Here is a 20,665-nt window from a genome sequence, read left to right as displayed (position 1 = left end):
TTCTCATTTTGTTTTATTATCCCCTTTTTTCAAGCATTGCGCAAGGTACGGACACCTACTCGGCAGGGAAGCCTACCTGTATACGATGTCGAAGCTGAAGGTATGATCGGCCACCTGCGTGAATTTGTTGGTCGTCGGATCAAAGGTAAGAACGAGGATTTTCCCAAAGGTCGGTGAATCATTTCGCGTGTCGACTACCGCGATTTTGTTCTTGTCCAGCGAAACGACAGAAGCATTCGAGGAATCAGGCACTTCTGGAAATGGAATCGAAGCTGGCGGACTGTAAAAAGAAGGCGCCGGCTTTTGCGCAATCACAAATAAGCATGCAAGTATTCCCAGAAGTAGGACTCCTGTTATTTTTTCAGAAACAGACATAGGATGAACTCCTTTCTCTCTTCTTAGGCAGGGCTAGCTTTGTGCTTCCAGAGCATGCAGCAGCTCTGAGACAGGGGGGTTGCCCTTTTTTGCGTAGATAATGTTGCCTGACTTCCCAATGATATAGACGATCCGCTGCTGGAAAAACAGCCCCAATATCTTGCCTACGCCATAGGACTGGCGGATCGATTGGTCAGCATCCACAATCAGCGGGAAGCGGTAACCAAACTTACCTGCAAACGCCTCTTTTTTTGCCCGTTCGGCAGGATTGATCCCGAAGACGACAGTATCCGCGTGCTCAAAGGCCGCATAATGGTCTTGAACAGCACACAGCTGCTTCGTGCATACTGGCGTATCATCCCCTGGATAGAAGATCAGGACGATATTCTTTTTCCCCATGTATTCTTGCAAATCGATCAGGCCTCTGGTGCTGTCCGCTCGAAATAGCGGTGCTTTTGTTCCTATTGGCAGCATTTCCCTCACCTCGTATATAGTGTGCTTCCCCTCACATGTCAGCCTGTCTCTAGTATACATTTCCAGCAAGACAAAGAAAAACCGCTCCACATGTTGCAGGGGACTGACCCCCGTCCGTAGAGCGGCTTGCTATTCCTTTTTCTCTGGCGAAATTCTGCCTGATCTTATCTGGCTTGCAGCTTCGCTTGTTTGACTTTGGCTACAAACGCCTCCGCTATCTTTTGCATGTCGCTGTCGTGGCCCCACATCCGCTCTGGATGCCATTGCAGCCCGACATGCAGCCCGTCGAGACTCTCGATCGCCTCGATTACACCGTCAGCCGCTGCCCCTGTCATGGCAAAGCCCGGAGCGACGTCTTTTACCGCCTGATGATGCGAGGTGTTGACCAGGATTTCCGTCTTGCCAATCGCATCTGCTACAAATCCTGGCTGAAGAGTGACTTTGTGTGCGCCGTATTGGCGTGAGCCTTTTTGGGCGTGTTGGAATGCTCCCGGCACCTGGCTTGGAATGTCCTGAATGAGGGTACCGCCGCACGCCACGTTCAGAATTTGCATTCCCCGGCAGATGCCGAGGATTGGCTTTTTCATTTCCAGTGCCAGCTTGATGATTTCAAGCTCTGCCAAATCCCGTTCGTATTCAATATGTCCCAGTCCTTGCAGCGGCTCCTCTCCGTACAAATGAGGAGCAGGATCGTCTCCGCCTGTAAGAATCAGGCCGTCGAGCGACTCCAGCATCGCGCGAAATGGCGCATCTGCATTTGTCAGGAGAGGCAGGATCAACGGAGTTCCACCACAGCGTGCAATCCCCTCCACATAGCCGGAGCCTACATAAAAGAACTGGTCGAGATTGTTATTCGGGAAATACATTTTCGTACACGCCACACCAATTATCGGACGCACACACGTCACTCCCTATTCTCTATTTATTTCTTTTCATTGGATGCGTATTTGAAGTCGATGAAGCCGAGTGCGTCTACAACTACGTCTTTTACAGAGTCTTGTTTCACCCATGCGTAAGTGTAGTAGTAGATCGGCAGAGCAGGCATTTCATCCATCACGATGGCATCCGCTTTTTTCAGGATTTCTTTGCGTTTTACTACGTCGCCTTCTTTGGCTGACTGAGCCAAGAGGTCGAGGAATTCTTTGTTCTCCCATTTCGAGGTGTTCAAACCGCCTTTGAACACTTCCAGGAAGTTGATCGGATCGTTGAAGTCGCCGATCCAGCTGCCGCGGCCGATTTGGAAGTTCCCTTCCTTCATTTGCTCGCGGTGTACTTTATTTTCTTTATTCACCAGCTTCACTTCGATGCCAAATGCTTTTCTCCATTGATCCTGGATGACAGTCGCGATCCGTTGATTGGCTTCTGTCGTATTGTAGGAAATGGTGAGCTCAGGCAGCTTGGTGATTCCCGCTTCCTTCATTCCTTCAGCCAGCAGCTTCTTTGCTGTCTCCACATCACCGTCTTTGATGTAGCCGTCAGGGTTGAGCGTCATGGTAGGAGGCAAAATTCCAAGCGCTGCTGTACTCTTGAATGGAACGACGCTCTCCGTAATTTCTTTGCGGTTTACAGCGGTGGCAAATGCCTGGCGAATCTTTTTGTTGTCAAAAGGCTTTTGCGTGGTGTTGAAAATGTACCAGTAGGTTCCTGCCGTTGCTTGCGATTGCATTTTGCCGGAATCCTTCAAGGACTCAAGTGCGTCGAGCGGCAAGTCACCCAGCGGGGAGCCCGCCCAGTCCAAATCACCATTTTCAAACATCGAAAGCTCTGTATTGGCGTCTTCGATCATGTTGATGTTGAGCTTGGACAGCTTTACGTGGTCTTTATCCCAGTAAGTATCGTTCTTTTCGAATTCGATACCCGACTTGTGCTCCCATTTCTTCAGGACAAATGGTCCGTTCCCTACGTAGGTTTCTGGCTTGGAAGCCCAATCCTTGTTTGCTTCCACTGCTTTTTGGTTTACAGGGAAGTAAGTCACAGATGCAACCAGCTCAGGGAAAAACGGTGCCGGATTTTCCAGGTTGACGACAAGCGTTTTGTCATCGGTTGCTTTTACGCCAACATCCTCTGCTTTCGCTTTCTTCGCATTGAAAGCTTCGCCGTTTTTCAGGTAGTACATCTGATACGCGTAGGAAGATGCTGTTTCCGGATTCAATACGCGCTTCCACGCATATTCAAAATCATGCGCAGTAACTGCTTCGCCGTTGGACCACTTCGCATCCCGAAGATGGAAAGTATAGGTCAGTCCGTCTGGTGATACTTCGTACTTCTCCGCGACCGCCTCTTTCAGCTCGCCCTTTTCATTCAGCCGTAGCAGGCCATCAAATGCTGCACGGGCAACAGACATCGAAGGGATATCTTCTGCCAGTCCAGGGTCGATTGTGTTTGGCTCACCTGTGCTCAGGTTCACCTGCATGCTTTGCGGGGTAGAAGACTCACCTGCTGAAGCTGAAGGTGCCTTCTCTCCCGACGTGCTCCCTTGTGGAGTGCCACAGCCGGCGAACGCTAAGCTCGTGAGCAGCACTGCACAAAATGATAGTTTCTTAAACCGTTTCATGAAAAAACCCCCGTCTCTGGAATAATTCTTCTTGATTGTTAGGAGCATGTATAAATAATATTATCTTGAGAAAATTTTGTCTACATAAAAAGGGGATGAAGAAAAATGCTCTCGAGTTTATCCACCCAAATCGCTCAATTGGTTGAAAATGCTGGCGGCGAGTGGGGTATCTACCTGGAAGACCTGCAAACAGGTGAAACGCTGGCGTTCAATGAGCATAAACGTTTCTATGCGGCTAGCGTGATCAAAGTACCGATCATGACGGCAGTTTTTGCAGAAGCCTACGCTGGCAACATCGCATTGGAACAAAAAATCAAGCTCCGCCAAGAAGATTTGGTAGGCGGCGCTGGGGTGCTTCAGCACATGACCCCCGGCACTGAGTTGACCGTGCAGGACATCGTCACGCTTATGATCATCCAAAGCGACAACACGGCGACCAATATTTTGATCGACTTGGTCGGAACCGAGAGCATTCGAGCAGCGATGCAAAAGACAGGCATGGCAAACAGTCAGTTCTACAACAAGCTCATGGTCGTGCCTGCCGAGCTGGAAGGCTACAACGAGCTGACGGCTGCAGATATGGGCTCTCATTTCCGCTATCTAGCTTCCGGAAAAGTCATTTCCTATGACAGCTGTCTGAAAATGATGGCGATCTTAAAGCAGCAGCAGCATCGAGACCGCATTCCGTTCCACTTCCCCGATCCAGATGGAGACGTGATCGGCATGCTTCCCAAATGGGAGCTCGCCAACAAGACCGGCTCCGTTACCCACATCACGCATGATACCGGTGTGCTGTTCGTCGGCCCGCATGCTGTGACCATCTGCGCTCTGAACAAAGGTCTGGAGCAAATCCCAGCCGCCCAAACGATCGCCGAAATTGGCCGCCTCGTCTACAATCTGTACCAGAGGGCCTAGTTTTATCCCTCCCCCGCAAGCGTATCTTGCGGGGCTTTTTTGCAAGGGAAAAACGGGTGCTTCGCTCAAGCAACAGTTGAGAAAAGCACCCGTTAACAGATGAATTATTTTTCCAAAATTAACTTCGCAACGTTCATGGCACTGGAGAAAGAAAGCTCGGACAGTTGTCCTTGGCCTTCGCACCAGTCACCTGCAAAGAACAGGTTGCGATAGTCAGGCATGAAGATTGGCATAGGCTTCTGGTTCATGGTCCATTTGATCTCCTGTACGATGGCACGTGTGGAGACGCGAGGAACGACCAGCTGCTCACGCCAGCCGGCAAAGTGCTTGTCGTACAGCGCTTCGATTTCCAGCTTGCGTTGCTCTGCCAATTCCTTGTTCCCTACATCAGACTGGCGCATGTACGCTGTCGCTTGGAGCAGCTGACCGCCTTCTGGCACACAGGTCTGATCGTAGTAGGAAATGTCCGTGATAAAGATGTTGTTTTGCTTGTCGTAAATATAGGAATACGGAACATCGATGCGCTCTTTCAAGCCAATGTCGTACACAATAACAACGGTAGGCTCGTATTCTGCGTGCTGGGCAATGGCATGCTCCAACCGCGTTTCCGCAAATACCTTCACCATTTCTTTCGGCGGGATACAGCTGATAAACTCATCTGCCGTAAACTCGCCCTCCGGTGTTACCACTCCCACGACGCGATCTTCTTCTACGTGGAAACTTTCTACTTTTGTCTTCGTCAGGATGACGCCGTTATTCGCCTCGATGACACGAACGAATTCGTTAATCAGCGCCTGCCAGCCTCCGCCAATATACGCTACTGGCTTATTGGTCGTGAACAGTCTGCTGTAATAGGAAAAGAATACGTCAGACGGGATTTTTTCCGGTTCACGTGTAAAGAAGTTGGAGGAAGCCAGTGTCAGCATCATTTCTTTTACTTCTTCATTGACGTTTTTCTTCTCCATCCATTTTTGGATAGACATATGCGGATGTCCCGTTTCCATCTTCAGCATCGTTTTCAAGATTTCAAACGTAAACAATACTTTGTCCAAGCCTTTGAGCAGCTTGGTTTGGAACAAGCCTTGTACATTCGCTGGAACAGCTGTCAGATCGTTCCCGATATCGTACTTCGCTTTTGTCGGATTAAAGTCTTGCCAGTCAATGTGAAGGTCCAGCTCTTTTTCAAACGTTTTCAAAACGGAGCTATCACGAGCGTAAATAGCGTGTGCACCAAAGTTAAAGTTAAATCCTTTGATCTTCAGCGTAACGGCACGACCGCCTAGTTGTCCGCGCTCCAAAACTGCTACTTTTTTGCCTTTCGACGAAAGATAGGCGGCACTGGATAAACCAGCGAGTCCTCCACCTACAATAACTACGTCATAGTGATTGGTTGTCATACACAATCTCCCCTACGCACTAGCAATGTTGATAACATGATCGAAAACCCTCTCCTAGAATAAGGGATAGATCACAAGTAGTCAACCATTATTGAACTGTGTCTATTTTTATACTGGTTGATACCAATAATTTCCTTATGCATCTCGTGCTATAATGAAAAAAATCCCGCAGAAGGGTGTTTTCGACCTATGAAGTTTACCACTCCCATCCCAGAATCGGAATCAAGCGCCGCTTTAGCTAGCTTGCCAAAGATCCTGGAAACCAACGAACCCGTCGTCCCTCTGTTGCAGTATGCCCCCGCAATAGCAGTATATCCTGCTTACTATCACGAGGGGGTGGCTGGCGCGCGATCCGATTGCTTCGTTCGGCGTTCCGTTGCTGACCGTCTGGTCGAAGCCGCGGGCTTGCTCCCACCCGACCATCATCTCGTTGTATTGGATGGGTGGCGCCCGCTAGAAGTGCAGCAATCCCTGTATAATCGCCTAAAAAGCCAGCTCCTCTCACAAGGCTGGACGGAAGGAGAAGCTTTTTACGAGGAGCTCCACCGGTTCGTAGCCCGGCCCTCCCACAATCCTGAGCGTCCTCCCCGTCATTTGACTGGCGGTGCTGTTGACTTGACGATAGCAGGTCTCAACGGCTGGCTGGACATGGGTACTCCCTTTGATGACTTTACTGATCGGGCCCATACACGTTTTTTCGAAATCCATCTGCCCAGTGACGACCAGGAGCGGCAAATCCAGCGCAACCGCCGACTTTTGTATCACATCATGATTCAAGCCGGATTTACGAACTATTCGGATGAGTGGTGGCATTTTGACTATGGAAATCAGGCATGGGCGACTGCTCGCCGTCATGACCATGCTTTTTACGGAGGCATTTTGCAGGTGAATTGACCGAAAGCAGAGCTGCACGTTAGAAAACGGCTAGTAACTTATTCATTTTTACTGTACTTAAGAAAAAACAGGGGCCAGTGCACCCCTGTTTTCTATATATGAGAGTCACGCTCTTATTCGCTTTGTTCGTTTCTGCGTGTCATTTGCTGCCAGACCGTACCGCTGGCGGCTTCCCCGCTTTCGATCCGCTCCACAGCCATTTGCACCTGCAGGCTGACTTCAAACTCCGGATCGTTCTGGGCCGCTCGCAATGCTGGAAGTGCTGACTCGTCTCCCACTTCGTACAGGAAACGCGCTGCACGCCAGCGAACGAGCTTGTTGCGGTCCTGCAATGCTTCACACATCGGTCCCGTCGCCCGTGGATCCCCCAGATCAGACAAGGTATCTCCAGCCGTTCTTCTGACGGATACCGAATCATCCTTTAAAGCTTGGAACAGCAACGGGAAGACAGCATCTCCTCCAACCATCCCGAGATAGACGACCGCCAGCCTGCGGATCGAAGGCTTCGTGTCCTTCAGAGCTTTCTCCAGCACAGGCAAATCCTCTTCCGTTGGCTCCATGCGATCCAATGCCGCGTACCGGTTTTGCCAATCCGGATCATCCAGCATCTGCAGGGTAACGACTTTCTTTTCACGGATGACAGGCTCTGGTGCTTCCCCTTCCCCCAACTGCAAGGCACGCTCCACAAGCTCCTCCACTCGCTCTTCCGGATACGAAGCCACGATCTCTTGTGCGACTTCTTCTCCGATCTCTCGCAGATCGCCATAACGGACACCGTGCTCCACCCATTTGCGCTCCATGATCAGGTTTGGCGAGGCCGAGCCAGCTCGCATCGCTGCTTGTCCAAACCTCTCCGGCAATGCTGCACGGATCTGTTCTGTCCCCATCGTGACTTTTACCTGCATGGGCACTTCCCGGAACATCTGGATAAAGACCTGGGCCTCCCCAAAAGCGGCTCCATCCGTTGCTGCCAATACCGGTATGGCCGTTCCTTCTCCTGCCTGAAGAATCTCTCGGGACTGGGTCAAGATGCGCTGCCAATCCGCGTTTGACTTTCTTTCCAGCGCCAAAAAATCAGCGGTATGAAAAATAGAGGTAACTCCTTCAATCGCCAGCAGCTTCCCCATCAACTCCGGGTACTTGGCGACATTCTCTTTTGTATAGACATGTTGGACACCATCCGGCAAACGCTCGTCTACGTTCAGCTTCATTACGTTTGGACTCGGCGTCGGTTCGATGGACAACAGCTTCATCACTCGTCACTCCTTTTCCGCACTCTTCCCTCAATCTTCTCTATCGTAGCACGGAACCAAACTACATTTCCAATCGTGGGGTGCAACTGTGCAATTAAAGTAGTAGCTTGTAGTAATCGTTCGCCGATTTGACGACAAATCCGCACGATTCGTAAAGACCGAGCGCATGACTGTTCTCGCAGGCGACCTCCAGTGACATTTCCTCGTAGCCTTGCTCGAAAATCAGCTCGATCGTTTTCGCCAACGCTTGCCGTCCATACCCTTTTCCCTGATGATCGGGATGCACACAGAAGCCGAAAATAAAGCCTTTTCCCTCACTGATCATCGCGCTGATCTTGCCGACAGGCTTATCCTCGACTAAGATGAGGTACGTTTTGCTGTTCGACTCGCCTTCGATGCGCTTGCTCATTTCTCTCGCCTGCTCTTCCTCCATCTGAAAGCCGTGGACATTCAGCCAGATCAACGTTTCCAAATCAGCCTTTTCTGCAGCACGCATCTGGATAGCGCACACGGGGACGTTTTTCTTTTCCCCCTCCAGGTCCATCCAATACTCCGAAAATTTATACTGCGCTCCCAAATGCTCCATGCAGGCTTTTCCCGACAAAGACTCTCTTTGAACGATAAACAGCTGCTCAGGAATCTTTCTTTGTTGACATTCTTCTGCCGCCTGAGCCTGCATCGCCCGGAAAATTCCTTTTCTGCGATACTGCGGATGCACCATGCCGCTTACTTCCGCCTCTGCTCCATGAAATACGTACATCCCCAAGAAACCTACCAGCTGATCGTCTTCGTAGCACAAAAAATCTTCCGAGTGAGTACCCGAACGTCGAGTGAGCATGTCTGGATTTATTTTAAGGTCAATTCCGTCATGCTCATTGCATACTTTCACCAGCTGCTTTACTGCGGACAGCTCTTCTGCTGTCATTTGTGTGGTTCCACGAACTTGATACCCCATACTCTCCATGCCCCCTAAAAGTAAAGATGCTTCATTTCTGTAACCATATCATCCAAATTATTGGCCACCTGCGGAATGGAATAGCCGATGTAGAGCGGAGAGGTAACAAAGCGTGGCACGGCTTTTGCGATCAGCTTGTCTCCCCAGCGATAAAAGAAAAAGTTATAGCTGAGACAACGGCGATTGACGTGGTTCAAAATCCAGTGTGCCAGAATCTGTAAGTACTCAGCCATCCTGTCCAGCTGATCCCAGTCTGTTAGGATCACGTTGTATTCAAAAAAGCCTGCGCGCGGATGGGTAGACAGATTGCACTCCACCCCTCGCCCGCGGTCAATGGTGATTCCCTCAAAGTCCATTTCCTTTACTTGGCTGCGATAATCGTAGTTATTCAAGCCAACAATTTGCATATGTGGATGGCGAATGCTGCCCCCGGAGTACGGTCCGTGGTTCTTGAAGAAGAGCACAGATTGAAAAGATCCGCTATTCGAAAGCTCCTGCCACTTCTCTACGCCAAACGAGAGCAGCTCATGCACGTGTGCTTTTGAATAAGTCGACCAATCCCCTTCGCAATCATCCGACTCGATCAGAACCGTCTGATAGGTATCCTGCAAAACGGGGAACTTGTTCATAAGCCAGATCATGGACCCGCGCTGCTCGAGGATATTCGTCAGGTTATTGGTGTCGCAAAATGGACAAGCAGTTTCCCGATTGATCACGCTTTCCGGTTTCTTTCTGCCTATATGCATGTTGAAGTGCAAATGAGTCTGCGTCACACGAGAGTCCCTCCTAATTGCCACCTGCTTCCACTTTACAATGAAATCGGGCGAAAATCATTCACAAAAGTAAGGGATAGCGTTACGATAACGGACAGAACCTAGAATGACGAGGAGGCTTCTCATGATTGACGTACATAAAGCCGCATCACGCTACACAGCAGATCACGGCTGGTTAAAAAGCAATTTCAGCTTTTCCTTTGCGGATTACTATGATCCAGACAATATGGGATTTGGGCCATTGCGCGTCTTCAATGACGATACGGTTGCCCCGCAAACCGGATTTGGCTCACACCCTCACCGTGAAATGGAGATCGTCTCGATCGTTTTGCAAGGACAGCTCGGTCACCGCGACAGCACGGGACGTCAGGAGGTCGTTCGACCGGGAGAAGTACAGCGGATGAGTGCAGGCACTGGGGTCGTTCACTCCGAGATGAATCCCTCGGCGACCGAGGAAGTCAAGTTCCTGCAAATCTGGTTTGAGCCGGCAGAGTACGGCCTCACTCCGTCCTATGAGCAAAAGTCATACGATCCAGCCAAGCTGGTGAACCAGCTACTCCCGGTCGTATCCACCGAGGGCGGCGAAGAAACGGCCAAAATCCATCAAGACCTGACGCTCTACCTCTCGCGCCTGGAAGCAGGAAAAGCGGTTCATTTTGAACAAAATCCTGGCAGGCGCATCTATCTGTTCGTCATGGAAGGAGAGCTTGTGCTAAACGAGGACGCCACGCTTGAGACACGAGATGCCGCACGCATCACCAAAACATCTAGCCTGGATATCCGCGCGACCCAAGATACCTATTTCATGCTGATCGATTTGCCTTAAGCCCTTTTCCTCATCCAAGCACAGCCTATTTTTCCTTCAATAGGCTGTGTTTTCTTTTTTTATCTCAATGAGTTCGCATACAATGGGTAATAGTGAACCATGGAAAGGTGTTGGATGAAATGGAAAGATCCTTTTACTACCCGGTCAGCTGGAGTGAAGCTCACAAATACAAGCTGTTATTGGATCAAGAAGGCGTTCCGTACGAGATTTTGTCCCCGGTGGATTTGCCCATTCTGGAAAAGGGACAGCTGGCCATCGTCTTTCCGTCTATCCCTCTGCGTATGTACGCTTGGGTGCGCACCTTATTTTACCGGGATGGTTTGCGTTACCCCGACCCCTTTTCTCTGGATTTTCGTGCGCGCTGATCTATTTTGCCAGGAGGTGAGATCATGCCTGATTACAGCATCCGCATCTCCATCGCCAAGCTGCGCCTGGATTTGTATGATGCCTCCACACGGGTCCGCTCCTTTCCGGTTGCATTGGGGAAAATTGCGACTTCCACTCCTCGAGGAGATTTCACCATCATCAATAAAGTCCCTTATCCGGATTCCTACCCCGGCGGACCTTTGAGCGTTTTCGGCACGTATTGGCTTGGTTTGAGCCAGCCCCACTACGGCATTCATGGTACCAATGACCCTTCCTCCATCGGCAAATACGTCTCTCACGGCTGTATCCGAATGTATAACGTAGATGTGAATACGTTGGCAAGCCTCGTCCCCATTGGCACTCCTGTAAGAATCAGGGCCACATAGTGCACTCTTTTTCTTTTTTCACAAACAGCAAAGACCCGCCTCTTACTGCTTTGAGGCGGGTCTTTTTCACATGAGTCTTACGTTTTTGTCTTCTTCATCCGGTTCACTAGACTCAAAATACACCAGGTATCTTCTGGCTTGCTTGTACATGATAGACAATGTCAATTCTCGTATTTTGTTCATCACTACATCTTTTTGGTCTGGTTGAAGCTCCAGGGTGAGCTTCTCTTCTTGCATGGTTAGATAAGACATTACCCATTCTGGGTCTAACTTGTAGGCAGGCAACGACAGCGACTCCTCTACTAAGTAATCTATTACAGTCTACAGAAGCCCACTGTCGTTTCACAGCCACAATTACTGGCTACATACACAGAGATTGGCACTAGCAGCAAGAATTCTTATTTTCCCTGCTCCAGCTCTTCCACCATGGCGGAGAGCTCTGCCCAGCGTTCAATCGTCGCTTCCAGGTCAGATGCTACCTGCTGTTCCTCGGCGTACAACCTCTCGATTTTTCCGTAATCGCTGCCGGATGCTGCAATCTCTTTCTTCAGCACTACGCTGCGCTCTTCCAGCGCTGCGATTTTGCCTTCGATTTCATCCCACTCTTTTTGATCCTTATAAGAAAGCTTTTTGGTCCGGTTGTTTCCCCGGTTGGCATTGCTATTCTCGCTTTTTTCACTAGAAACGGCAGGGGTAGGCGCTGCGACAGCTTTCTGTGCCCGCCGCTCCTCCAGGTACTCGGAGTAATTCCCCATAAAATCCCGGATACGGCCCTGCCCCTCAAAAGCGAACAGATGGTCAACCGTCCGATCCAAAAAGTAACGGTCATGGGAAACGGTGATCACCGCACCCGGAAACTGCTCCAGATAATCTTCCAAAATGCTCAGCGTCTGAATATCCAAATCGTTCGTCGGCTCATCCAGGAAAAGGACATTCGGCTCCCCCATCAACGTGCGGAGCAAATACAGACGCCGGCGTTCTCCACCAGACAGGCGGGAAATCGGTGTGTACTGCATATGCGGAGAGAACAGGAAACGCTCCAGCATTTGCGAGGCCGTGATCGATTCCCCGTCACTCGTCTGAATGACTTCCGCCGCTTCCTTTACGTATTCGATCACGCGCAGTTTTTCATTCATTTCGACGCTGTCCTGCGTGTAGTAAGCAATCTTCACCGTTTGGCCAATATCGATCGTCCCTGCATCTGGCTGAATTCTTCCTGCCAGCATGTTGAGCAGCGTCGATTTTCCGCTTCCATTTGGGCCAATGATCCCTACACGGTCGCCTGGAAGCACGATGTAGCTGAAGTCTTTGATCAGCTGGCGATCCCCGTAAGACTTGCTGATTTGTTCCAGCTCAATGACCTTTTTGCCGAGACGGCTTGCTCCCAGCGCCATATCCATCTTGGCGCCTGGTCCTTCGACCACACGATCACGCAGCTCCTCCGCTCGTTGTACACGCGCTTTTTGCTTGGTGGTTCGCGCTTTGGCTCCCCGGCGCAGCCAAGCAAGCTCGCGTCTCAGCAAATTTTGCCGCTTGCTCTCTGCTGCGGCTTCATTATCCTCACGCTCCGCCCTTTTTTCCAAGAAGGTCGCGTAATTGCCCTCGTAGCTGAAAAGCTTCCCGCGATCCAGCTCAAAGGTCCGGTTCGTCACACGGTCCAGAAAGTAGCGATCATGTGTGACGAGCAGCAATGCTCCTTTATAGCGGGACAAGTACTCTTCCAGCCACTCTACGGTTTCATTGTCAATATGGTTGGTCGGCTCATCCAAAATCAGCAGGTCCGCTGGCTGAATCAGAGCCCGTGCCATGGCAACCCGTTTCCGCTGACCGCCAGAAAGCTCGCCCACCTTTTGCGTGAAATCGTGCAAGCCTAGCTGGGTCAGGATCGTCTTCGCCTGTGTATTGCTCTCCCAGGCATCCGCGGCGTCCATTTTGGTCTGTAGAGCCAAGACACGCGACTGCTTTTTCTCATCGCTTGGCGAGAGCTGCAGGTCTGCCAAAGCACCTTCGTACTCCCGCAGCAGCTGGATCAGCGCTGATTCGCCATAAAACACCTGATCCAATATAGAAGAATCTTCATCAAAGCTCGGATTCTGCGGCAAATACTCTACATGAAACCGGTTGGCGTGCACGATCTTTCCGCTGTCTGCCGTATCCAAGCCCGCGATAATTTTCAAGAGGGTGGATTTCCCTGTCCCATTTACGCCGATCAAGCCGATTCGCTGCTGCTCTCCGATATGAAAGGAAATGTTGTCAAAAAGAACTTTCTCTCCGTAGCTTTTGGAGAGATTTTCAACCGTTACGATTTGCATGGTAGTCACCTGTACTTTTCTATTTGCCTTGAAATGCAAATGAATACTTTTCTTCGATGGTAACATGTTTTGCTAGGAAGCTCTAGGGCGGAGAAAACATTTCGTGAAGCGGAGTAATTGGAAACAAATGGTTTTTAAATATCCTTATGGTAAAATTAGGATACTTCAGAATTAAGCTGCATTACCCATCTATTTGTATGAAGGAGAGATCGTTTTGAAACATTTGCACACTATGCTCGGGGTTGCCCTCTGTTCAAGCCTCTTGGCTACCCTACCCGTAATCCCCCTTTCAAAAGCTGCAGCACTATCACTGGAAGAGAACACAGATGCCTTGAAGAGCGCTTCGCCACGTGTCAAGCGCACGGTAGAGCAAACGATCGAATACTTCGGACTGACAGCGTATTCGATTTCCGCTCAGAAAACCCATGTCACTTTGCAAAACAAAGAGGTGGACTCCAGTCCGTCATCCGTACCTACAACGATTTACCTCTCTTTTTCAGACAAGGATGATAGGCTGACACAGCTGAATACAGCTTGGTCCAAATCTCCAAAGGATCAGCCCCCCAATTTGGAAGCAGCCCGAAGTACTGCTGCAGACTTTGTAGAGCTGGTGCTCGGTGAGAAATTCGCCTCGGCAGAACGCGGTACGTTGTGGAGCAGCTCCAAGATGGCGATCTTCCCCGTATATCCCGTCGTCAATGAGATTCCTGTACAGAAATCGGTCGGTGAGATCTTCGTGGATTCAAGCGGTCACGTATCCTCTTATCAACTTCGGGACGCCGACTTTAAGGAAAACAATCTCCCCTCGAAAGCCGGCATTCTTTCCAGGGAGCAAGCCATACCTCAATTTTCCAGCCAGCTCCAGCTGGAACTGACTTATGACGACGAGAACGGGCGCTATGCATACGCGGCCCTTCCCTACAGCGCCATTGATGCCAAAACCGGAAAAGCCCTTGAAGCATCGGCGGACTTCACTGACACTCACATCACTATAGAAAAGCAGTCGACCAAACAGTCCATCACGACGCCTGCAGCAGCGAAGGAGATCGCGACCACCTTTTTTGGTTTGAAGTCGGACCAGCTTTCGATTTCTGCCAGCAGGGAGAGTCACCCAAATGAACTGCCGATTTCCATTTACAGCGTGGAAAATGATAAGCAGACCCTACAGGTTCGGGTCAATGAACAAACGAGCGAACTGCTTTCCATTCAACTCAGCACGAATCGTGCAGACGATGACAGCGCCGCCCTCGTCGATCTGTCGGAGGCACGAGGGCAAGCCCTGGCATTTATGAAACGGTACATACCACTTGCGCCTGGGGATTACATACTGCGCGCGTATCCCCAATCGTCCGAGAACGCCACGAATCCGACCAAAGCTCGGATGGAGCTTTACGCAAGTACAAATGGTGTGCGGTCTAGCAAACCACTCGTCGTCATCACAATGGACTTGCATGGAAATGTCCTGACTTCCGCAACTGCCCGGACCTACGCCCCCTCTTCCGCTGCGACACCAGGCGTCCTTTCATTAGAGGAAGCCAAGCAGAACTGGGTGAAAGCTCTGTCAGCAGAGCTGGCATACGTATATCCCAGCGATCTGGACCCGGAAAAGGACTCGCCTGTTTTGGCTTACGTCCCTTCCTTTTCAGCAGCTGACCGCTACGTAAATGCCCTTACAGGTGCAGTCGATTCATGGAAATAAATCGGTCTATAATGAAAAAAACCAGGGAAAAATCTCCCTGGTTTTCTTGTTTCTCAGGTGCTAGCGAAGGGATTTGAACCCCCGACCTGCTGATTACGAATCAGCTGCACTACCCCTGTGCTACGCTAGCACGACGATTACAAAAAATATTTTAGTCAACTCCTCTCCAAAAAACAAGGGGGAAGTCTCACGCGTTCAAATATTTTTCGGTTCGCTGCAAAATGCTGCCAATCGGCTCGTTTTGAATCAGCATATCTGCCCTCTCATCCAATGGGGTAGTGTCACGGTTCACAATCACCAGCCTGGCTCCGCGTTGTTTGGCTCTCCGTGGAAACAGGTTGGCAGGACTGACAAGCAGAGACGAACCGAGGACGATAAACAGGTCGGCTTCCTCTGTCCACTCTTCCGCTCGCTCATAATCGAATGGGGGGAGCCCCTCACCAAACAAGACTACCGATGGTCGCAAAAATCCGCCACACTCGCAGTTGGCACCCGTTTCCTCCAAATACCGACTGCTGGCATACTCCCGCACGCAGCGCAAGCATCGAACGGAGGCAAGTGTGCCATGTAGCTGCGCCACCTTCTGACTTCCGTGCTTGCCAGCCTGGTTGGATCTTGGCCTTGCCACATCCCAGTCTGTGACCGAAAATCGGGCAGTCCGCTTTCCGTTGACATACCCGCCCCAGTAAACACAACACACGAAGAAGCCGCCTTTATCCACTCGGCCAAAACTTCCGCCTGATCCTTGTTCATGTTATCCCCTCCTTCACCCATCTCGCTCTTTCTCATAATGTAGTAGAGTATGAAGCCATTTGTACACAAAGGAGGTTGGCTCGTCCATGACGACCTATTTCGTTTCTGATATTCACGGACAGTACCAGGCGTTTCAAAAAGCGCTTCAGGATGCTTCCTTTTCACCCAGTCAGGGAGATAAATTGTACGTCATTGGCGATATGATCGACCGCGGCCCGCAGTCAAAGGACGTCCTGCTCTCGCTGCTTGAGCTGCGCCAGCAATATCCCCAGCAGGTGTTTCTCATCAAAGGCAACCATGAACAAATGTTTGAAGACTGGCTGGACCGCAGAGGAAATGATGAGAACTATCTGCGATTTAATGGAGGGGACGCGACCGTGCGCTCTTTGCTTGGGAATCATCCTTTGCGTCGGGCGTTTGCCAATGGCGGACTGCCATCTCCGGAAGTTCAGGAGCAGGCGCGTCAAATCATTCTTGCGCAGTCCCCCTTTCTCCTGCCTGCCCTTCAAGCCCTCCCCCTTTCTATCCAGCTCCCCGCAGATGCACAGACCGGTTCCCCGGCTGTCCTTTTAGTCCATGCCGGCATCCGTCCGGGAATCCCTCTTTCACAGCAAGCCCCCGAAGACTTATTGTGGATTCGCGAGCCCTTTTTTGAAGGCTATGGTGGCGAAATGCCCGTCGTATTCGGTCATACCCCCGTCCCCAAGCTGCCAGGTTATCGCGGCAGAGGTCCTTGGCGTCGCGACAACATCGTCGGGATCGACGGCGGAGCTGCCTTTCGCAGAGGAATCTTGCTGGTAGAGTGGCCTTCCCTGGAGTCGATTTTCGTTCCTATCCAAGACGTCCATCCTTATCCGATCGTCCAGGTAAACGCATAGAACAGCAGTTTGTCCAAACTGCCATATTGTTTCTTGTCCGCTTTTACACTACAATGGGTAGTGGAATCGGACAATTCGATGTCAGACAAGCCCTGTCTTGTCTCACCGTTTTTACCAATCTACAACCCTAGCTTACTGTGCTAATATGAGGACCGAGGTGTTTTTATGATGCGTCAACAAGCCATGGAACAGGCCATGTTTGCTTCCTGGGGAATCTCCCTGATTGCTACGGCAGGCAGTCTCTTTTTTTCAGAAGTCATGAAATACATACCATGCAACCTGTGCTGGTACCAACGGATTCTCATGTACCCGCTCGTTATTTTGCTGGGAGTCGCTTCGGCTCGCAAGGATTACAACATGTCTTTGTATGCGCTGATCCTCTCTGTCATTGGAGGGCTGATCTCGCTCTATCATTATTTGATCCAGAAGGTGCCTGCTCTGCATGAACTCGGCAACGCATGCGGCATCGTGCCCTGCAATACCGACTACATCAACTGGTTTGGCTTTATCACGATTCCGTTTTTGGCCCTGATGGCATTTACCCTGATCAGCGTGCTGCAATTTATCGTCTTGAAAAGTGGAAAGGAGCAATAATCCATGAAAAAAATCATTTTTTTCTCTATCCTGGTAGCTGCCCTGCTCATCGGAGCGATCGTCTATTCGGACATCTCCAATCGTCAGCAGGCTGCTGGAAACCCGTATGGCAAAGCCAATCTCAACCCGGCTACTCTCGCTCAACTGAATGATCCGCTGTACGACAACCTGATCATGCCCGATGAACTAAAGACGCGCCTGACCAACAAAGAAGATTTGTTCGTTTACTACTACAGCCCGCTGTGCGAGCACTGCCAAGCTACTACGCCGGTTCTCGTGCCAATCGTCAAAGAGATGCAGATCGATATGAAAAAGCATAACCTGCTCGAATTCACCAACAGCTGGGATGACTTCCAAATTGAATTCACCCCTACCCTTGTTCACTACAAAGGCGGACAAGAAGTGGCACGCCTCGTTGGTGGTCACGAAGCGAACGAATGGAAGCAATGGTTAGAAGAACAGAAAAAATCATAATTCCATCTCCAGCCTCCCTTCTTCTTTGGGAGGTTGGTCTTTGTATGGAAGGTGACATTTATGTGAACACTCCGGTTATATCTGGAAAAATAGCCCGAATGAGTCATAAGGCTTTCTCCTTCCTTTGCCTATAATGATGGATGGGGAAGTTCCTGGGATAACGGAGGTTTGATCATGATACTCACCTATTTCACATCGACGTTTGGTTTTCGAGCGACATGGAATCCTGAATTGATATTCCTGACCCTTTTGATTGGCTTTACCTATTTTTCCTTGATCGGCCCGCTTCGTCATACCTTTGCCCACTCCACTCCGGTGCTGCTCCGTCAAAAATGGATGTTTGCCCTAGGGCTTTTGCTTTTCTATTTCGGGATGGGAAGTCCATTAAATGTCGCTGGGCATTTCTTGTTCAGTGCACACATGCTGCAGCAGTCCTTGCTCTATTTGGTGATGCCTTTGCTGCTCCTCGCAGGTACACCTGGCTGGCTGCTATCGCCCCTGCTGGAACGAAAATGGTCGAAGGCACTGATCCGATTGCTTAGCCATCCCATTCCTGCCGTTCTTCTATTTAATGCCCTGTTTTCCTTTTACCACATGCCTGTTATTCTGGACATGGCGATGAATAGCTTGGCGATGCACAATCTGATCCATCTGCTTTTGCTCCTCACTTCGCTTCTGATGTGGACGCCTGTCATTGCACCGCTTCCACAGATTCACCGCTTAACGGAGCTGCAAAAGCTGGCGTATATCTTTGCAAACGGCGTCCTGATCACTCCGGCGTGCGCTTTAATTATTTTCTCGGCTGCTCCGCTGTACGAGACATACGTGAACGGACCTACGATGCTGTGCGCACCTTTCTTTTCCGCACCCATCGACAAATCCATGTTTGCCGTCTCCCTGGAAGCTCTCGATGATCAACGATTGGGCGGGATCATCATGAAGCTGATGCAAGAGCTGACCTACGGATCCGTCCTCGCTTACATATTCACGGCCTGGTATCGAAAGGAAAGAGACCAGCCAGATGATCAACTGCTTCCTCATTAAATTTGGAAAGGAGGCGAGGCTGGACATGTCTGAAGCATCTGTGAATGCCATTCGCCTCAAGCGGGTGCTGCTGCTTTTGCCGGTACTCGTACTTGTAGCCCTTGTCTCCTCCTGGTTTTGGGCAGACTCGCAGCAAGCCAAAGCTGCCCTGCCCTCTCTGACCTTAGAGACTTTGGATGGAAAGCCTTACCCGCTTGCCAGCCCTGGAAAAACCCGCTTGGTAGAGCTGATTTATACGCGGTGCCCGGATGTTTGTCCGACCACGACCTTTAAAATGGTCCAGCTGCAAAAACGCTTGATGGATGCAGGAGTAATGGGAAAAAGCGTTGAGTTTTTGACCATTACCATCGACCCGCACAACGATACGGCGGATGTGCTGCAAAGATACGCTGATCAATTGCAGATCCAAACACAAGGCTGGACGATTCTGCGGGGAGACGAAAGCACGATTCAGTCAGTGACCCGCTCGCTTGGGTTTGTCGCCAGAAAGTCAGCCGATGGTTTCATCTCCCATACGACCAGCACCTTTTTAGTCAACGCCAACAACGAAGTCATCCGTACTTTCGGGATGGGCGACGATTTTAACACCGATCTCATTTATCAAGAGCTCGTATCCAAGAACAAGGAAGGATTGTAATCATGAAACGCTATGTTTTCTCCCTGCTTTGCGTATTTGCATTCTGCATCTCTGCTTGTGGTCAAAATCAACAGGAGACGTCTCTTCCCTCCTCTGACCCGATCGAGGCCGATTTTTCCATTCAACCCACTGAGCCCGCAAAAGGGGAAGCCATCACTTTTACAGTCAAAGTGACCCAAAAGGGGGAAGCTGTCAACGACGCGAAGGAAGTGAAATTTGAGTGGTGGAAGGACGGACAGGAACAGCATGTTACCATTCCTGCTGCCCTTCAAGCAGATGGCGTATATACTGCACAGCAGACGATTGATGAACCTGGCTCTTATTTTGTTTATTACCATGTAACTGCTCGAGATTTTCACAATATGCAGAAAGTCGCCTTTACAGTGAAGGACCCAAGCACAGGCTCGTCGCAAGCCCACGAACATGGAAATCCCTCCACCCCCAGCCAAAACGATCATCATTCGAGCGGTGTTGACTTTCACTTTATGCCAGAAGAGCCAGCCAAGGCCGGTCAGCCCGCTTCCTTCATGGTTCACTTGATGAAAGACAATCAGGCTATTGCAGAAGCCAAGGTCAAATACGAGATTTGGCAGGGAAATGACGAGAAGCACTTGTATGTAGAGACAAAAGAAACAGCTCCAGGCCAATACAGTGCCACCGCCACGCTTCCTTCAGTTGGCAGCTACACTGTAAACGTCCATGTAGAAAAGGGCGAGTTACACGATCACAAGACCTTTCAACTCACCGTGCAATAGCCCTGTTGTAGGAAAAATGAACAAGGCGCATTCCCAACGTTAGAGGGGAAATGCGCCTTGTTCGATTAGCATGTAAAGTAGGCGATCCTATTGAGATTTGTACCAAAATAGACCCAACGATTGAATCTCCATCGGTAGCCAGCAACAAAATTACGACTGATAAAAACAGGATAGAACCAGAAGGAGTTGCCATTTCTCATCCATACATATGCAAATCGGAACAAGCAGGGTGAGAATCTGCGTGCATCAATCGTACGTGTCCCTCCGAATCCACGTTCCCCTGGTGAACTCGGTGTCCTTCTTGGCGGCGGTGCAGATGGGGGTGGGGGAAACCCTCCCGGCGGTGAGGGG

The 20,665-nt window shown here is 50.3% G+C and carries 24 protein-coding genes and 1 tRNA gene; 12 read left to right on the top strand and 13 right to left on the bottom strand.

Translation table 11 applies throughout. The features are described from left to right. Window positions 1-72 precede the first annotated feature (72 nt). The 4 genes from EDM55_RS28680 to EDM55_RS28665 all read right to left on the bottom strand — a co-directional run bounded on the left by EDM55_RS28680 (window position 73) and on the right by EDM55_RS28665 (window position 3,403). Entirely contained in the window at window positions 73-375 is a 303-nt protein-coding gene (locus tag EDM55_RS28680) for a hypothetical protein (protein ID WP_092269163.1), read from the bottom strand. Between the two features lie 33 nt (window positions 376-408). Continuing rightward, the gene (locus EDM55_RS28675; RefSeq protein ID WP_092269166.1) at window positions 409-849 is read right to left on the bottom strand and encodes a peroxiredoxin; all 441 of its coding nucleotides are present in this window, start codon (window positions 847-849) and stop codon (window positions 409-411) included. A gap of 164 nt (window positions 850-1,013) precedes the next feature. After that, window positions 1,014-1,748 carry a gamma-glutamyl-gamma-aminobutyrate hydrolase family protein gene (locus tag EDM55_RS28670; RefSeq protein WP_122962004.1) on the bottom strand — a complete coding sequence of 245 codons (735 nt, stop codon included), beginning with the start codon at window positions 1,746-1,748 and terminating at the stop codon, window positions 1,014-1,016. Window positions 1,749-1,771: 23 nt separating this feature from the next. Continuing rightward, the gene (locus EDM55_RS28665; protein ID WP_122962003.1) at window positions 1,772-3,403 is read right to left on the bottom strand and encodes a peptide ABC transporter substrate-binding protein; all 1,632 of its coding nucleotides are present in this window, start codon (window positions 3,401-3,403) and stop codon (window positions 1,772-1,774) included. A 105-nt stretch (window positions 3,404-3,508) separates the two neighbouring features. Between EDM55_RS28665 and EDM55_RS28660 the strand changes: the two genes are divergently transcribed. Continuing rightward, the gene (locus EDM55_RS28660; RefSeq protein WP_092269176.1) at window positions 3,509-4,318 is read left to right on the top strand and encodes a serine hydrolase; all 810 of its coding nucleotides are present in this window, start codon (window positions 3,509-3,511) and stop codon (window positions 4,316-4,318) included. Window positions 4,319-4,422: 104 nt separating this feature from the next. On the opposite strand, the gene EDM55_RS28655 is transcribed toward EDM55_RS28660, so the two are convergent. Continuing rightward, entirely contained in the window at window positions 4,423-5,715 is a 1,293-nt protein-coding gene (locus EDM55_RS28655) for a phytoene desaturase family protein (protein WP_092269179.1), read from the bottom strand. Window positions 5,716-5,904: 189 nt separating this feature from the next. Between EDM55_RS28655 and EDM55_RS28650 the strand changes: the two genes are divergently transcribed. Next, on the top strand, window positions 5,905-6,609 hold the full coding sequence (locus tag EDM55_RS28650; protein WP_092269182.1) for a M15 family metallopeptidase: 705 nt from the start codon (window positions 5,905-5,907) through the stop codon (window positions 6,607-6,609). Window positions 6,610-6,722: 113 nt separating this feature from the next. Here the strand turns inward: EDM55_RS28650 and EDM55_RS28645 are convergent, their stop codons facing one another. The 3 genes from EDM55_RS28645 to EDM55_RS28635 form a co-directional block, all read right to left on the bottom strand. Continuing rightward, window positions 6,723-7,862, bottom strand: coding sequence for a virulence factor (locus EDM55_RS28645; protein ID WP_122962002.1), 1,140 nt, complete (start codon window positions 7,860-7,862; stop codon window positions 6,723-6,725). Window positions 7,863-7,956: 94 nt separating this feature from the next. After that, window positions 7,957-8,817, bottom strand: coding sequence for a GNAT family N-acetyltransferase (locus EDM55_RS28640; RefSeq protein WP_122962001.1), 861 nt, complete (start codon window positions 8,815-8,817; stop codon window positions 7,957-7,959). A 14-nt stretch (window positions 8,818-8,831) separates the two neighbouring features. Beyond that, window positions 8,832-9,590 carry a DUF4931 domain-containing protein gene (locus EDM55_RS28635; protein WP_092269192.1) on the bottom strand — a complete coding sequence of 253 codons (759 nt, stop codon included), beginning with the start codon at window positions 9,588-9,590 and terminating at the stop codon, window positions 8,832-8,834. 124 nt (window positions 9,591-9,714) lie between these two features. On the opposite strand from EDM55_RS28635, the gene EDM55_RS28630 reads away from it, so the two are divergent. From EDM55_RS28630 to EDM55_RS28620, 3 genes are all read left to right on the top strand, one after another. Further along, window positions 9,715-10,416, top strand: coding sequence for a pirin family protein (locus tag EDM55_RS28630; RefSeq protein ID WP_122962000.1), 702 nt, complete (start codon window positions 9,715-9,717; stop codon window positions 10,414-10,416). Window positions 10,417-10,535: 119 nt separating this feature from the next. Beyond that, a complete protein-coding gene (locus EDM55_RS28625) occupies window positions 10,536-10,781 on the top strand; it encodes a hypothetical protein (protein WP_092269197.1) in 246 nt (81 codons plus the stop codon). 24 nt (window positions 10,782-10,805) lie between these two features. Continuing rightward, a complete protein-coding gene (locus EDM55_RS28620) occupies window positions 10,806-11,168 on the top strand; it encodes a L,D-transpeptidase (protein ID WP_092269200.1) in 363 nt (120 codons plus the stop codon). A gap of 66 nt (window positions 11,169-11,234) precedes the next feature. On the opposite strand, the gene EDM55_RS28615 is transcribed toward EDM55_RS28620, so the two are convergent. Continuing rightward, the gene (locus EDM55_RS28615) at window positions 11,235-11,453 is read right to left on the bottom strand and encodes a hypothetical protein (RefSeq protein WP_092269203.1); all 219 of its coding nucleotides are present in this window, start codon (window positions 11,451-11,453) and stop codon (window positions 11,235-11,237) included. 113 nt (window positions 11,454-11,566) lie between these two features. Beyond that, window positions 11,567-13,480 (bottom strand): ABC-F family ATP-binding cassette domain-containing protein, encoded by a 1,914-nt coding sequence (locus tag EDM55_RS28610; RefSeq protein ID WP_122961999.1) that lies wholly within the window; start codon window positions 13,478-13,480, stop codon window positions 11,567-11,569. A 214-nt stretch (window positions 13,481-13,694) separates the two neighbouring features. On the opposite strand from EDM55_RS28610, the gene EDM55_RS28605 reads away from it, so the two are divergent. Next, the gene (locus EDM55_RS28605; protein ID WP_141295197.1) at window positions 13,695-15,179 is read left to right on the top strand and encodes a hypothetical protein; all 1,485 of its coding nucleotides are present in this window, start codon (window positions 13,695-13,697) and stop codon (window positions 15,177-15,179) included. A gap of 58 nt (window positions 15,180-15,237) precedes the next feature. Here EDM55_RS28605 and EDM55_RS28600 read toward each other — a convergent pair. The 3 genes from EDM55_RS28600 to EDM55_RS31550 form a co-directional block, all read right to left on the bottom strand. Continuing rightward, window positions 15,238-15,309, bottom strand: a tRNA-Thr gene (locus EDM55_RS28600). 57 nt (window positions 15,310-15,366) lie between these two features. Beyond that, entirely contained in the window at window positions 15,367-15,720 is a 354-nt protein-coding gene (locus tag EDM55_RS31555) for a Sir2 family NAD-dependent protein deacetylase (protein ID WP_373863300.1), read from the bottom strand. Continuing rightward, the gene (locus EDM55_RS31550) at window positions 15,630-15,854 is read right to left on the bottom strand and encodes a hypothetical protein (protein ID WP_373863299.1); all 225 of its coding nucleotides are present in this window, start codon (window positions 15,852-15,854) and stop codon (window positions 15,630-15,632) included. Before EDM55_RS31550 ends, EDM55_RS31555 begins: the two co-directional genes overlap by 91 nt. 164 nt (window positions 15,855-16,018) lie before the next feature. On the opposite strand from EDM55_RS31550, the gene EDM55_RS28590 reads away from it, so the two are divergent. From EDM55_RS28590 to EDM55_RS28565, 6 genes are all read left to right on the top strand, one after another. Continuing rightward, complete coding sequence (locus tag EDM55_RS28590) at window positions 16,019-16,810, top strand: metallophosphoesterase family protein (RefSeq protein WP_122961997.1); 792 nt, start codon at window positions 16,019-16,021, stop codon at window positions 16,808-16,810. A 165-nt stretch (window positions 16,811-16,975) separates the two neighbouring features. Continuing rightward, on the top strand, window positions 16,976-17,404 hold the full coding sequence (locus tag EDM55_RS28585) for a disulfide oxidoreductase (protein ID WP_122961996.1): 429 nt from the start codon (window positions 16,976-16,978) through the stop codon (window positions 17,402-17,404). A gap of 3 nt (window positions 17,405-17,407) precedes the next feature. Next, on the top strand, window positions 17,408-17,878 hold the full coding sequence (locus EDM55_RS28580) for a thioredoxin family protein (RefSeq protein WP_092269218.1): 471 nt from the start codon (window positions 17,408-17,410) through the stop codon (window positions 17,876-17,878). 174 nt (window positions 17,879-18,052) lie between these two features. Further along, complete coding sequence (gene ctaG / locus EDM55_RS28575; RefSeq protein WP_092269221.1) at window positions 18,053-18,922, top strand: cytochrome c oxidase assembly factor CtaG; 870 nt, start codon at window positions 18,053-18,055, stop codon at window positions 18,920-18,922. Between the two features lie 25 nt (window positions 18,923-18,947). Next, window positions 18,948-19,559, top strand: coding sequence for an SCO family protein (locus tag EDM55_RS28570; RefSeq protein WP_122962038.1), 612 nt, complete (start codon window positions 18,948-18,950; stop codon window positions 19,557-19,559). Window positions 19,560-19,561: 2 nt separating this feature from the next. Continuing rightward, window positions 19,562-20,314 carry a FixH family protein gene (locus tag EDM55_RS28565; protein ID WP_092269224.1) on the top strand — a complete coding sequence of 251 codons (753 nt, stop codon included), beginning with the start codon at window positions 19,562-19,564 and terminating at the stop codon, window positions 20,312-20,314. Window positions 20,315-20,665 lie beyond the last annotated feature (351 nt).

Origin of the sequence: Brevibacillus centrosporus (assembly GCF_003710815.1) — a bacterium.
GTDB classification, from domain to species: Bacteria; Bacillota; Bacilli; order Brevibacillales; family Brevibacillaceae; genus Brevibacillus; species Brevibacillus centrosporus.
The sequence above is the reverse complement of the archived record's forward strand: the minus strand, read 5'-3'. Positions and strand labels throughout refer to the sequence as shown.

Coding starts and splice junctions, on each gene's coding strand:
- EDM55_RS28680 (WP_092269163.1), bottom strand. CDS start 375: ATGTCTGTTTCTGAAAAAATAACAGGAGTCCTACTTCTGGGAATACTT.
- EDM55_RS28675 (WP_092269166.1), bottom strand. CDS start 849: ATGCTGCCAATAGGAACAAAAGCACCGCTATTTCGAGCGGACAGCACC.
- EDM55_RS28665 (WP_122962003.1), bottom strand. CDS start 3,403: ATGAAACGGTTTAAGAAACTATCATTTTGTGCAGTGCTGCTCACGAGC.
- EDM55_RS28660 (WP_092269176.1), top strand. CDS start 3,509: ATGCTCTCGAGTTTATCCACCCAAATCGCTCAATTGGTTGAAAATGCT.
- EDM55_RS28655 (WP_092269179.1), bottom strand. CDS start 5,715: ATGACAACCAATCACTATGACGTAGTTATTGTAGGTGGAGGACTCGCT.
- EDM55_RS28650 (WP_092269182.1), top strand. CDS start 5,905: ATGAAGTTTACCACTCCCATCCCAGAATCGGAATCAAGCGCCGCTTTA.
- EDM55_RS28645 (WP_122962002.1), bottom strand. CDS start 7,862: ATGAAGCTGTTGTCCATCGAACCGACGCCGAGTCCAAACGTAATGAAG.
- EDM55_RS28640 (WP_122962001.1), bottom strand. CDS start 8,817: ATGGGGTATCAAGTTCGTGGAACCACACAAATGACAGCAGAAGAGCTG.
- EDM55_RS28630 (WP_122962000.1), top strand. CDS start 9,715: ATGATTGACGTACATAAAGCCGCATCACGCTACACAGCAGATCACGGC.
- EDM55_RS28625 (WP_092269197.1), top strand. CDS start 10,536: ATGGAAAGATCCTTTTACTACCCGGTCAGCTGGAGTGAAGCTCACAAA.
- EDM55_RS28620 (WP_092269200.1), top strand. CDS start 10,806: ATGCCTGATTACAGCATCCGCATCTCCATCGCCAAGCTGCGCCTGGAT.
- EDM55_RS28610 (WP_122961999.1), bottom strand. CDS start 13,480: ATGCAAATCGTAACGGTTGAAAATCTCTCCAAAAGCTACGGAGAGAAA.
- EDM55_RS31550 (WP_373863299.1), bottom strand. CDS start 15,854: ATGTCAACGGAAAGCGGACTGCCCGATTTTCGGTCACAGACTGGGATG.
- EDM55_RS28590 (WP_122961997.1), top strand. CDS start 16,019: ATGACGACCTATTTCGTTTCTGATATTCACGGACAGTACCAGGCGTTT.
- EDM55_RS28585 (WP_122961996.1), top strand. CDS start 16,976: ATGATGCGTCAACAAGCCATGGAACAGGCCATGTTTGCTTCCTGGGGA.
- EDM55_RS28580 (WP_092269218.1), top strand. CDS start 17,408: ATGAAAAAAATCATTTTTTTCTCTATCCTGGTAGCTGCCCTGCTCATC.
- ctaG (WP_092269221.1), top strand. CDS start 18,053: ATGATACTCACCTATTTCACATCGACGTTTGGTTTTCGAGCGACATGG.
- EDM55_RS28570 (WP_122962038.1), top strand. CDS start 18,948: ATGTCTGAAGCATCTGTGAATGCCATTCGCCTCAAGCGGGTGCTGCTG.
- EDM55_RS28565 (WP_092269224.1), top strand. CDS start 19,562: ATGAAACGCTATGTTTTCTCCCTGCTTTGCGTATTTGCATTCTGCATC.